12 protein-coding genes and 2 pseudogenes are annotated in these 12,018 nt (G+C 70.3%); 13 read left to right on the plus strand and 1 reads right to left on the minus strand.

Annotation, left to right across the window (positions count from 1 at the left end; translation table 11 throughout):
• The first annotated feature begins 208 nt into the window (after positions 1–208).
• From OHA72_RS09900 to OHA72_RS09945, 10 genes are all read left to right on the plus strand, one after another.
• On the plus strand, positions 209–442 hold the full coding sequence (locus OHA72_RS09900; protein WP_327007538.1) for a hypothetical protein: 234 nt from the start codon (positions 209–211) through the stop codon (positions 440–442).
• 518 nt (positions 443–960) lie between these two features.
• The gene (locus OHA72_RS09905; protein ID WP_327007539.1) at positions 961–2,118 is read left to right on the plus strand and encodes a hypothetical protein; all 1,158 of its coding nucleotides are present in this window, start codon (positions 961–963) and stop codon (positions 2,116–2,118) included.
• On the plus strand, positions 2,046–2,852 hold the full coding sequence (locus OHA72_RS09910; RefSeq protein ID WP_327007540.1) for a hypothetical protein: 807 nt from the start codon (positions 2,046–2,048) through the stop codon (positions 2,850–2,852). Before OHA72_RS09905 ends, OHA72_RS09910 begins: the two co-directional genes overlap by 73 nt.
• The gene (locus OHA72_RS09915) at positions 2,843–3,010 is read left to right on the plus strand and encodes a hypothetical protein (RefSeq protein WP_327007541.1); all 168 of its coding nucleotides are present in this window, start codon (positions 2,843–2,845) and stop codon (positions 3,008–3,010) included. The genes OHA72_RS09910 and OHA72_RS09915 overlap by 10 nt, the downstream gene beginning before the upstream one ends.
• Positions 3,011–3,097: 87 nt before the next feature.
• A complete protein-coding gene (locus OHA72_RS09920) occupies positions 3,098–4,390 on the plus strand; it encodes an ammonium transporter (RefSeq protein WP_327007542.1) in 1,293 nt (430 codons plus the stop codon).
• Positions 4,391–4,423: 33 nt separating this feature from the next.
• Positions 4,424–5,575, plus strand: a complete 1,152-nt coding sequence (locus OHA72_RS09925) for a hypothetical protein (RefSeq protein WP_327007543.1) — start codon at positions 4,424–4,426, stop codon at positions 5,573–5,575.
• Entirely contained in the window at positions 5,565–8,162 is a 2,598-nt protein-coding gene (locus OHA72_RS09930) for a sensor histidine kinase (RefSeq protein ID WP_327007544.1), read from the plus strand. The genes OHA72_RS09925 and OHA72_RS09930 overlap by 11 nt, the downstream gene beginning before the upstream one ends.
• Positions 8,162–8,596 carry a roadblock/LC7 domain-containing protein gene (locus tag OHA72_RS09935; RefSeq protein WP_327007545.1) on the plus strand — a complete coding sequence of 145 codons (435 nt, stop codon included), beginning with the start codon at positions 8,162–8,164 and terminating at the stop codon, positions 8,594–8,596. Before OHA72_RS09930 ends, OHA72_RS09935 begins: the two co-directional genes overlap by 1 nt.
• Positions 8,597–8,598: 2 nt before the next feature.
• Entirely contained in the window at positions 8,599–9,048 is a 450-nt protein-coding gene (locus OHA72_RS09940; protein WP_327007546.1) for a DUF742 domain-containing protein, read from the plus strand.
• Between the two features lie 16 nt (positions 9,049–9,064).
• Positions 9,065–9,667, plus strand: a complete 603-nt coding sequence (locus OHA72_RS09945) for a GTP-binding protein (RefSeq protein ID WP_442788550.1) — start codon at positions 9,065–9,067, stop codon at positions 9,665–9,667.
• A gap of 39 nt (positions 9,668–9,706) precedes the next feature.
• Here the strand turns inward: OHA72_RS09945 and OHA72_RS09950 are convergent, their stop codons facing one another.
• Positions 9,707–9,847, minus strand: coding sequence for an aldehyde dehydrogenase family protein (locus OHA72_RS09950; RefSeq protein WP_327007547.1), 141 nt, complete (start codon positions 9,845–9,847; stop codon positions 9,707–9,709).
• A 1-nt stretch (position 9,848) separates the two neighbouring features.
• On the opposite strand from OHA72_RS09950, the pseudogene OHA72_RS64575 reads away from it, so the two are divergent.
• The 3 genes and pseudogenes from OHA72_RS64575 to OHA72_RS09960 all read left to right on the plus strand — a co-directional run.
• Positions 9,849–11,020, plus strand: a pseudogene (locus tag OHA72_RS64575) (IS1634 family transposase); the annotation flags it as partial.
• Positions 11,021–11,072: 52 nt separating this feature from the next.
• A pseudogene (locus OHA72_RS64580) lies at positions 11,073–11,273 on the plus strand (group II intron reverse transcriptase/maturase); the annotation flags it as partial.
• Positions 11,274–11,318: 45 nt separating this feature from the next.
• Entirely contained in the window at positions 11,319–11,732 is a 414-nt protein-coding gene (locus OHA72_RS09960) for an HNH endonuclease (protein ID WP_327007549.1), read from the plus strand.
• The last annotated feature ends 286 nt before the right edge of the window (positions 11,733–12,018 follow it).

Here is a 12,018-nt window from a genome sequence, read left to right on the forward strand (position 1 = left end):
CTGCGTCCGGCACGGACCGCGGCCCCTCCCGGTTCCGTTCTCCTGTCGATACACTTGTTCGAGACCAGGGACGAGGGTCGACACCAGCCATGGCGGTGCCACCGGGGCGACGACACGGCCTAACGGCCTGACTGCTGGGAGCCATCGCGGCGCTGCCCGCCCGGCCGCGGCCCGCGCCCAGTCCGACGAGTTCGTCAAGTGCTACGTCATGGCCGCGCCCCGCACAGGCGCCACCGAGACCCTGTGCCAGATCGCCGAGCGGTTGCCGGGCAGCACTGCTCGCTTCACCGAGAACATGGACCGCAACCAGGGCCGCAAGCAGCCCGACCCGGCCAGGCTCACCCCGGCTGGGCGCTGGTCCTGCTGTGGGACCGCCTATGGCGACGGCGTCGAGGTCGGCCTGCTGCCGACCTCGACGCGGTGTCCACCGGCGTCCGCGTGATCGCGCTCGGCGCGTACGTCGACCCGGAGCCGCCGGACGTGGCCCGGGCCATCGCCGCCGCGACCGACCACGACGTCGTGGTCGTCGTCGGCGCACCGGTGGGCGCGGTTCGGCGATACCCCGCTCACGACGCCCGACGGACTGGCCGACGTTGCAGTGCACGCGCTGCCGGAGGACCGGTCCGCCCTGCGGGAGACGCTGCGCCGGGCGATGCTGGCGTACCTGCACCGCTACGAGCCAGCATGCCGTGTCCGCGGGGGTGGTTGGTTGTTCCTGTTGAGGGGTGGGTCGATGTCCCGGTGGTGGGGGTTTCGGTGGCGCCTCAGCTGCGGGTATGTTGCTTCCCCGCCGACTGACCGCAAGGACCCGAATCGCCATGAGTCCGGCACATGACAAGGAGGGGTCCGCGGTGACCCGGTAACGCACCTGCCTCTTCGGCTGACGAAAAGCTACCCAACCCGGCAGCGCCGCTGTCCGTACTTTAGGAAGGAGATCTATCAGAAAAGCAGGAGTGTGCCATGCGACCGGTGTTCGAGAGCGAGGCTTCGCTCACTGATCCGACCAGCCGGCTGGCGGGCGCGATCCAGGATTTGTTCGACCAGGTTCCGAAGATTCAGCACCGGTACCGGGCGGCACGTGCCAAAACCCATCCGGACGACGCGCTCGGCCTGGTCGACGCGTGGACCGAGTTTCATCAGGCGCTCACCAACGCCCGGTACGACCCGGCGTCCCGCGCTCTGCTTCGAGCCGCGCCCTCGCCGGACGCGCCTGAAACGGCGGCCGGGCTGCCCGAGCGGGTCATGGAGATCGCCGCGGAACTGTCGGACGCCCAGGTCCGGCTCCGAGAGGCGATCCGGGCCGCGGAGGCTTCCGAGCCGCTGGCCGGTCCGCCGGACCGCGGCGTCCTGCTCGCCCGCTGGCGCCTGCTGCATCGCGGCGAGCACCAGCTACGACGGGCCATCGCCCGCGCGATGTCCGCGCTGCCGGCCGCTGACCACCGCCTGCTGCGCAGCCTCGCGCCGCTGGGCGCCCGATACGCCGCATACCTCGACGCGGAGCGGACTCTCGCGCGGCAGTGGGCGGCTGCGGCGCGGGACTGGGATCCGGCGGCGGTTGCGGCGCTGGATCAGTGGTTGTCCTACACCACCGACCTGCGCGACCGGCTCGACCAGCTCGTCGCCGGGTACGACGAGGCCGAGCCGCTGCCGGCCGTGGCGTGGCCCTCAGCCGGTGCCGCGGATCCGGCAGACCCGATGGACCTCGCGGTGCCCACGCCCGACGTGGTCGGGCCGCCGGCGGCCGCCCTCGGATTCCGGGCTGCGCTGGACGCGCTCCACGACGGGTACCCGGAGCTGATCGCCGGTTGCCGTCGGGTCCTCGCCGCGCTCGGCGGGCTGGGTGGTCAGCCGGGGGTGGGCTCGCTGCGAGAGGCGCTGCTCATCGCCTGGAGCCGGTACGATGACGCGCTCGCCGGCCTCGGCCAGCGCGTCACGCAGCTCGCCCAGGCGGCCGCCGTGGTCGATGAGCCCGGGCTGGAGGCTGAGTTCGACCATGCTGCCGAGCTGCGCGCCGGCTTGGCGGACCAACTGGCCGAGGCCGAGGCATGGCTGGCCCGGGCCGACCCGGCGACCGACCGACCGGTGTCCGGCCCGATCCGGAGCCGCGCCCGGCGCTGACGACCGCGGGCCGGCACGGGGTTTCGCACCGGCTGCGCTGGCTCACCGACCAACCGCAGGTCAACGCCGAGGCGTTCGAGCTGTACATCGCGTCTCGACGGCCCGTCGAGCGCTCGATCGTCGATGGGGTACCGGGTCCGTGGCTGTTCCTGATCGGCCGGCTTAACCGGGCCGGTTTGGCCGCCGAGGTGTGCGGAGGAAGCCTGTTGCGGGTTCGGGTCGGCCCCGGCGCCGCGGTCGACGGCGCCGCACTCGGCAGCCGGCGCCCCGTCGAGCTGCACCATCTGCTCGCCGCGCCGGACTCCTACCTGCTGCCGGTCGCGTGGCTGTCCAACACCCGGATCGTCGGCGCCTACCGGGTTGATCCGCAAGGGCGGGCCCATCCGGAAGAACTGCCCGGTGAGCTGGCGGGGCTGCCGCTCACCGGCTGTTCGAGCGACGCCCGGCACGGCGCCGCCGGCTTGCCCGACGACGTCGTGTACTGGCCCGGCCGGCGGACGCCCGGTGCGGCCCTCGCGTACGCGCTGATCCCCGAACCGCTGACCCACCCGGTACCGGACCAGCTCACGTTGTATCGGGAGCGGCCACGCGCCCGGCTCGGCCATTTTCTCGTGGAACTGGACGTCGGCTCGGGCCGGGCGATCGACATCGCGGCCACCGCCGGGCAGCTCCGCGAGCCGCCGCGGCTGCGATCGATCGCCGGCGAGCTGTGCAGGCCGACGGGGTGGAGCTGATCCTGCCGCAGTGCTCGTACGCCTCGGTTCAGGTCAAGCGGATCTCGCATCCCGGGCGCGACTGGCGGCCCGCCGGCACGTCAGGAGCACTACCACTGACCAGTCTGCTCGGCGATGAGGCGGCCACTGTCGATCATCCGATCCGCCATACCGGGTAAGCCGTACAGCGGGATTTGACGCTTCCATGAACCACTGGAAGCTGCTGCACGTATGAGGTTCGAAACCTTTTTACATGGAGGTAACAGGTGGATAACGTCACCGACTCCGGCAGTACTGCGTGGGTGCTGGTCAGTGCCGCATTGGTCCTGCTGATGACGCCCGGTGTTGCCTTCTTCTACGCCGGCATGGTTCGGCGCACCAACGTCATCAGCATCATCATGCAGAACTTCGCCACGCTGGCCATCGTCACCATCACCTGGATCACCGTCGGCTTCACGATCGCCTTCGCTCCCGGCAACGGATTCCTCGGCGATTTCCGCTGGCTGGGCCTCAACAACCCGACGGGCGTGGCGAGCGCGGCACCGCATGTGCCGGTCATGGTCTTCGCGCTCTTCCAATTGATGTTCGCCGCGGTCACCCCGGCGCTGATCACCGGCAGCACCGCGGAACGTTGGCGGTTCGGTCCGTTCTGCGCGTTCATCGCCATCTGGTCAGTCCTGGTGTATGCGCCCATCGCCCGCTGGGTGTTCGCTCCGGAGGGCTGGGCCGTGCGGTGGGGCACGCTTGATTTCGCCGGCGGTACCGTCGTGCACGCGAACGCCGGCGCCGCCGCGGTCGCCATGGCGATCGTGCTGGGCCGTCGCCGCGGCTGGCCGGCCAACCCGGCCCGCCCGCACAACCTGCCGATGGTGATGACCGGCATGGCCATGCTGTGGTTCGGCTGGCTCGGGTTCAACGGCGGCTCCGCGTACGGCGCCAACCAGCTGGCCGGCACGGCCGCGCTGAACACGATGGTCGCCGGCTCGGCCGCGCTCATGGCGTGGAGCATCACGGAGCGGGTCCGGTACGGCAAGCCGACGAGCCTGGGTGCTGCTTCCGGAGCGGTGGCCGGATTGGTCGCCATCACCCCCGCCGCGGGCTACGTCGCCCCGGTCGGCGCGCTCGCGATCGGCGCGCTCGCGGGTCTGTTGTGCCATCTGCTGGTGGGGGTCAAGGTCTGGTTCCGGGTGGACGACTCGCTCGACGTCGCCGCCGTCCACCTGGGCGGTGGGGTCATCGGCGCGATCTGCGTCGGGCTCTTCGCGACGAAATCGGTCAACGCCGCGGGCGCCACCGGGCTGTTCTACGGCGGCGGATACCACCAGCTGATCCGGCAGGTCGTCCCGCTCATGATCGTCATCGCCTACTCGCTCGTGCTGACCCTGCTCATCAGCGGCGTGTTGAACCGCTTGCTGGGCAACCGGGTCGGCGGCCGGGCCGAAGCCACCGGGCTGGACCTCGCCGAGCACGGGGAGGCCGCGTACGACCTGACCGATCGCGACAAGCCGGCCGCCGCGCCTGACGCGCGCCCGGTTCCCGCCGCGGTGAAGACGCAGTAAGCCGGTTGTGCCAGCCCAGGAGGGAACGGCTCGATGAGTACAATGGCGGCTCGCCCGAAGTCGCGGATCGTCGCGGCGGTCCTCACCGTGACAGTGATGGGCACCCTGCTCGGTGTCAGTCTCTTCCGCTCGTGGTCCGAGTTGTCCCGGCAGCGCAGCTTCGTCACCGCCGAACGGGCCGGTGTCGCCTACCTGCGGCCGCTGACGGCCCTGATCGGAGCGCTGACCGCGGCCGAGTCCTCCGCAGTGCGGGGCCAGCCGATCGACACCGGACGGCTGCGCACGGCCGCGGCCGGCGTGGCGGCCGCCGAGACCGCACACGGTGCCGCGCTGGGCACCGGTACCCGGTGGTCCGAGCTGCAGCAACGGATCGGCGCGCTGATCGACAAGCCGGGCACCGGTCCGGACGCCTACCAGAACTTCGGTGACGTCGTCAGCCTCACGATCCAGCTCACGGTGCACGTCGGCGACTCGTCCAACCTCATCCTCGATCCTGAGCTGGACGCGTACTACCTGATGGACGTCGGGCTGCTGCGGCTACCCGGATTGATGTTCAACACCGCCCGCGCGGCGGATCTCGTCGCACTGCCGCTCGGCCGGGACACGCCGGGCGAACGGGCCGCCGCCATCGCAGTGGCCCGGTATGAGGTGGCGGCCGCCGCGGCCCAGATCAGCACCGGGCTGAAGAAGAGCGTGCTGAACACCGGGCGCTCGGCACTCGGCACCGACCTCACCGGCGAGCAGGACGACTTCCAGAACGCGGTCGACGCGCTGACCCCGCCGGCGCTGGTCCGCCAGTTCAGCGGACCGGTGACAGAAGCCGGGATAAGCGACAGCGCCGCCCGGGTCAACAGCGCGGCCGTCACGCTGGCCGGCGCGATCTGGGTGCAGCTCGACGCGCTGCTCGCGGATCGTCACGCCGGCCTCGTCGAGCAACATCGGCTGATCATCGCCGGCGCGGTCACCGTGCTGGCCGGTGCACTCCTCCTGCTGTGGTTGTTCGCTCCCGACCGGCGCTCCCGCGCGATCGAGGAGGACAGCGACGACAGCTCCGCGGCCGAGGCCGAGCCAGAGGCGCCGCAGATCAGCCTGATCGATGCCCGCGACCTGCTCGGCGCCGAGGAGCTCGTCCACGTGGGCCGAGGGGTGCAGGCACGGCCGCGGGAGCGCGACGGTGCTGAATAACCTCGGGGTCCGCCAGAAGCTCAGCCTGCTGCTGGTCCTGCCGCTGTTCGCGGTGGTGTGCACGATCATTCCCTTCACCGTCGAGCGGGTCGACGATGCGCGCGCCGCGGCGGTCACCGCGCAGCTTGCCCGGCTCGCTCGCAAGGTCGGCGGTCTGGTCCAGGACCTGCAACAGGAGCGCGCGCTCGCGCTCGCCTACCTGGTGCTGTCGTCGACGGACCGGTCCGCAGTGGTCATCCAGCAGCAAGTGGTCGACGACAGCGTGGCGCGCATCCGCGGTCATGGGCTCGAGGCCGACCTTGCCCTGGCCCTGAACCGGGTCGGCGAGCTGGGCGAACAGCGGCGGCTGGTGCTGTCCCGCAGCGCCGGTACCGCTACCGTGTACCGCGCCTATGGAGACGTCATCCAGGCACTGCTGAACGCGCTGGACCTGACCACCCGTAACGGTGTCGACGTGGTCGGGCTGCGTCAGCTCGCCACGCTCGACGCGTTGCTGCGCGCGAACCAGGCCGCCAGCGACGTCGCTGCCGGGTTGGTGATCGCCGCCGCCGACCGGGGCACCGGTGCGCCCCTGCTCGCCGCCAGCCTGGCGACCGAGCAGCAGCAGCGCGACCGGTTCCGGCAACTCGCCACCGGCCAGCAGTCAGCGCTGCTCGACATCGTGGAGCAGAGGCCGTCCGGGCAGCGCATCAGGAACATCGCCGCCCGGTTCAGCGACACCGGCACGGCGGGTGCCACCGATGGCGTGGCGACCGCACTGGGCGTAGCCAACGCATACGGCCTCCTGCGCCAGATCGTCGAGGACCGGATCGCGTCCGACATCGCCGCCGCGGCGGACAACCGGGAGTCGAATGCCCGTTCGGTGGCGCTGGGCGTCGGGTTCGGCGGCGTCCTCATGCTGGCCCTCGTCATCGGCCTGTCGGTACGCGTGAGCCGGTCGATCGCCTCGCCGCTGCGAAGGCTGGCCCGTGCCGCCGTCGCGGTCGCCGACATCGCCAGCGCCGAACTGGTACGGGTGGACGACGCCGACGAGGCGGTGTCCCGGCCGACCCGGCTGGCCGCGGTCAACATCCGGGGCCAGCACGAGATCGGCGAACTGGCCGCGGCCATCAACCGGGTCCAGGCGACCGCCGCGTTGCTCCTGGAACGGCAGGTCAGCACGCAGCACAACGTCGCCATCATGTTCGCCAACATCGCCCGCCGTACGCAGAGCCTGGTGACCCGGCAGCTCAGCCTGGTCGACGAAATGGAGCGCAACGAGAAGGACACGCAGGTCCTGGAGAAGCTGTACCGGCTGGACCACCTGACCACCCGGTTGCGGCGCAGCGCCGAATCGCTCCTGGTGGTCTCCGGCAAGCGCGACACGGAACTGGTCGCACCGACCCCGCTGATCACCGTGATCCGGGCCGCCGCTGGGGAGATCGAGGGCTTCCAGGCGGTACGGCTGGGGTTCGTCTGCGACATCGTGGTCGCCGCGGATCTCGTCGCCGACCTGCGACTGCTGCTCGCGGAGCTGCTCGAGAACGCGACAGCGTTCTCGCCGCCCGGAGCGTTCGTCGAGGTCAGCGCGGAGATCGGCGATGATTGCCGGATCACCGTCGTGGACTTCGGCATCGGCATGCCAGCGGCGCGGATGCAGGAGGAGAACCGCCGGATGGTGGAGCGGCCGCGGCTGGACGTGGCCCCGACCGAAGTGCTCGGGCTCTTCGTGGTGGGCCGGCTGGCTCGCCGGCACAGCCTGACCGCGCGGCTGGATCCGACCCCGAGACAAGGTGTCACGGCCACGATCCTGATCCCGGCTCGCCTGTACTCGGTGGCACATTCGCTGCCCACCCATCCGGCCGCCCTGGCCGCCCCAGCCGCCGCGCTGCCGTCCACGCCGAATTGGTCGCGTCCGGCGGGCGGTTCATTCGGCTGGTTCGCCGGACCGGGAAGCCAGAAAGGGAACGACAACGGCCACTTCGCCGCCGACGCGACGCGTGCGGTCCTGGACCGTCCCGCGGCCCAGCCGCCCGCCCCCGCAGAGGTCAACAGCAAGGTGCAGGTCAACGGCAAGCACGCCGCCGACACCCGAAACGGCCTCCACAGGCGTACTCCGGGCAGGTTCGCGTCGGCCTTCGAGACCCGTCCGGCTACCCGCGAACCGACGGGGTTGCGCGACGCGGAAGCCGAAGCCGCCGAGCTGACCGCGTTCACGCAAGGAGCCGAGCAGGCCGCGGCCGACCGCCGGCACCACGCGCCGCCCATCCCACCGCGACCGAACTCGAACCCGCCAGCGCGCAGATCGGCCGCGGTCAACCCGAACCCGTACCCCACTGCGCCGCCCCCTCCGCAGGCCGGGCCGGCGGCCGAGCCCCGGGCGGCGCACGGCCTCACCCGGCGAACTCCAGGTGCCCACATCCTCGCCTCTGCACGGCCGAACCCCCCCGCCGCAAACCTGCGAGGGACGCCGGCGAACGCGGCTCAAGCCGGCCCGCTCCGGGATCCGGAATCTGAGCGGGCTGCGCTGGACGGTTTTTCCGAGGGGCTCGCCCGTGCCGCACACAGCCTCAATGAACTCGATCCCGACCGCCGGAAGAGGCAGTGATGACCGTACCGATCCAACACATCAGCGCGGAGGCGCAGCAGTTCAACTGGCTGCTCAACCAGTTCGCCGCCAACACACCGCTCGTGGCCGACGCGATCACGGTCTCGTCGGACGGGCTGCTCATAGCGCTGACCAACTCGCTGGAACGGGCCGATGCCGACCGGCTGGCGGCGATCACCTCGGCGATCATCAGCCTGGCCAACGGCGCCTCGCAGGTGTACGACCTTGGCGCCCCGAACAAGGTGATCATCGACCTCGATCGTGGATACCTGCTCGTCAGCGCGATCAGCGTGGGCGCGGTGCTGGGCGTGCTCGCACACAAGTCGGCGAACCTGGGGCAGCTCGCGTACGAGATGGCCATGTTCGTCAACCGTGCCGGTGCGGTGCTCACACCGGGCCTCATCGACGAACTGAAGAGCAACGTCGGGTTCTGACGATGGTCCATGACAACCCCGCCGACATCCCGTCGGCGCCGATGGCGCGGCCGTTCTTCGACACGCCCACCGGCCCACTGGGACAGTCCTTGCCGTTTCCGGATCCGCTCCGGCCAGCCACCTCGGCGGTCCGTCCGTACCTACTCACCGGGGGACGGGCGCGACCCGACTCCGGCCTCGAAATCGAGGCGCAGGTGCTGACCACGGCCGCGGGCGAGGAAGCCGCGGGGCGCTACCGGTACGAGCAGCACGACATCGTCCTGCTGTGCCGCGCGCCGCTGGCCGTCGCAGAGATCGCCGCCCGCCTCAACCTGCACCTCGGCGTGGCCCGGGTCCTCGTCGGCGACCTCATCGCCTGCGGACACCTGGCCGCACGTCGCCCGGTCAGCGGCCTGCACCGCAATGCCGCCATCATCGAGAGGGTCATCCGTGGACTTCAAGCCATCCACTGACAGGCCCGGGGGGCGCGTGCTTCCCGGGCAGATGGCCGGCGCTACTCCCGCCCGCCGCCGCCCGCCGCTGCCGGTGAAGATCGTCATCGCCGGGGGCTTCGGGGTCGGCAAGACCACGACGGTGGCCAGCATCTCCGAGATCCCGGTGGTGACGACCGAGGCGGCGATGACCGAGGTGGCCGCCGAGATCGACCGCACCGGGCACGTCCCGGACAAAGTCACCACGACGGTCGCGCTGGACTTCGGCTGCATCACCATCGACGAGGAGATCAAGCTGTACCTGTTCGGCACGCCCGGGCAGGACCGATTCGGCTTCATGTGGAACGACCTGGCGATCGGCGCGCTCGGTGCGCTGGTCATCGTCGACACCCGCCGGTTGGACGACTGCTACCCGTCGGTGGACTACTTCGAGCAGGCGGGTATCCCGTTCGCCGTCGCGGTGAACCTGTTCGACGGCGACCTGCCGCACGAACTGGACGACGTGCGGTGGGCGCTCGCGATCAGCGACAACACGCCGCTCATCACGTTCGACGCGCGTAGCCCGCAGTCGGTCCGCGACGCGCTGCTCGCCGTGCTGCACCGGGCCTTGGCCGAGACGAACGCGGCGACGGTCGGCTGAGGTCTTCCCCGACCGGCCGCACCGCTCATCAGCCGCGCGTCACCACTGGGTGACGACGTAGATGGTCTCTAGGTACTCGGTGACGCCCTCGAATCCGCCTTCGCGGCCGAGGCCGGACTCCTTGACCCCGCCGAACGGCGCGGCGGGATCGGAGACGAGGCTGCGGTTGAGGCCCGCCATAGTGGCTGGGCTGCGCCGCCTCGTGGCGTCGATCAACCGCTATCTGGGCGAGGAACCGGCGGACCTCGCCGAGACAGCCGGCGGTGGCCCGTTGATCGTGGTCGAGTCGCGTTCCTGCGGGTCGGTGTGGCTGCTCGACGGGCTGTGGAAGACCCTCGGCATCGACAAGGCCCTGAGCGGGGTCCTCGACGGGCGCCGGTTCCGCACGCAGGTGGAACGTGTGCTGTTCGCGTTGGTCGCCAACCGGGCGGTAGCGCCGGCGTCGAAGCTGGCTGTGGCGGACTGGGCCACCTGCGACGTCGCCGTCCCGGGACTGTCCATGATGGACGCCGATCAGGCGTATCGGGCGATGGACCTGCTCATCGACGCTGACGCGGGTGCGCACGCGGTCGTGCAGGAGACGGTGTTCTTCGCCGTGGCGACCTGCTCAACCTGGAAGTCGACGTGCTGTTCTTCGACACCACATCCACCTACTTCGAACTCGGCGACGAAGATGACACCAGCAGTGCGGACGGTGCGGCGGTGTCGACGCTGCGCCGTTTCGGTAAGAGCAAGGACCACCGTCCGGACCTGCCGCAGGTGGTCATCGGTCTGGCCGTCACGCGGGAGGGCATTCCGGTGCGGTGCTGGGTGTGGCCGGGTAACACCACCGACGCGGCGGTGATCCCGCAGGTCAAGGATGACCTGCGGGGGTGGAAGCTCGGGCGGGTCGTCACCGTGGTCGACCGGGGGTTCTCCTCGGACGCGAACCTGGCCTACCTGGCCCGGGCCGGCGGCGGGTGGATCGCCGGGGAACGCATGCGCGACGGCAGCCCCGACGCGGCTGCGGCACTCGCCCGGCAGGGCCGCTACCAGATCGTCCGGGACAACCTGCGGGTCAAGGAAGTCGCGGTCGACGCGACCCCGGGCAAGCGGTGGATCATCTGCCACAACCCCGACGAGGCAGAACGCGACCAACGCACCCGCGACAAGCACCTGGCCCGCATCGAGGCTGAACTCGCCCGGATCGCCGAGGCCCGGACCAAGGCCAGGACGAAGGCGGCCAGGGCCGGCAGAATCGCCGACGAGGAACCGCACCGCAAAGCTGAATGCGCCCTGCGGGATCATCCGACGCTGGGCCGCTACCTGCGCCAGCAGGCCAACGGCAGGCTCGTCGTCAACCGCGCGAAGGTCGCCGAAGATCACCCGAGGCCGCCGAGCGGTCAACGGCGCGATCGGACTGTTCGTGCCCCGCGACGTCATCAGGCAGCGATGCGCGAACTACAAGCGCGAAGGCAAACCCGCTCAACGCGGCGCGCTGCTTCACGACGACGACTTCACCATCGTCGCGAAGTACCAGGCCGAGTACCGGGGCCTGGTCCAGTACTACCTGCTCGCCCAGGACGTGTTCCGCCTGGACACCCTGCGCTGGGTCATGGAGACCTCGATGCTCAAGACCCTCGCAGGCAAACACCGGTCCACCGTCACGAAGATGGCCGCCAAGTACAAGACGGTCATCGCCACCGATGACGGGCCACGGACCTGCTTCCAGGTCGTCATCCCCCGGGACCGGGGCAGGAAACCACTGGTCGCCCGCTTCGGCGGAATCCCGCTACGCCGCCAACGCGCAGCAGTCCTGACCGACCAGTCACCGATCATGGCCAGCGCCAAACGCAACGAACTGATCCACCGGCTGCTGGCCGAGCAATGCGAGATCTGCGAGTCCACCGACAGGCTGGAAGTCCATCACCTGCGCAAACTCGCCGACCTCAAACGCCACGATCGGCCCGACAAACCCGCATGGGTGCACCTCATGGCGAAACGGCGCCGCAAGACCCTGGTCATCTGCCGGACCTGCCACGAGGACATCCACGCTGGTCGGAACAGCACATCCCTCCGGAACTGACCACTGGAGAGCCGTGTGTCAGGGAAACCGACAAGCACGGTTCGGGAAGAGGCCGACGGAAAAGGACCCACACCACGGGCACCTCGCCGGCGGCCCACTTCACTCGGCGAGCGGCCTGGAGAAACGGACCAGCGGCAACACTGGCACCGCGCTCCAGGCCGACTCAACTAGTCCAGAAGGTCGGCGTTCCTGGTCAGAGCCTTGATCGGCTTCGTTTGGGGGGCCTGATTACACCGGAAATCCGGTGGATTGTCCGTCCACTGTGGATCCCTTCGCAGTCGCCTTC

This window comes from Dactylosporangium sp. NBC_01737 (genome assembly GCF_035963215.1).
GTDB lineage: Bacteria > Actinomycetota > Actinomycetes > Mycobacteriales > Micromonosporaceae > Dactylosporangium.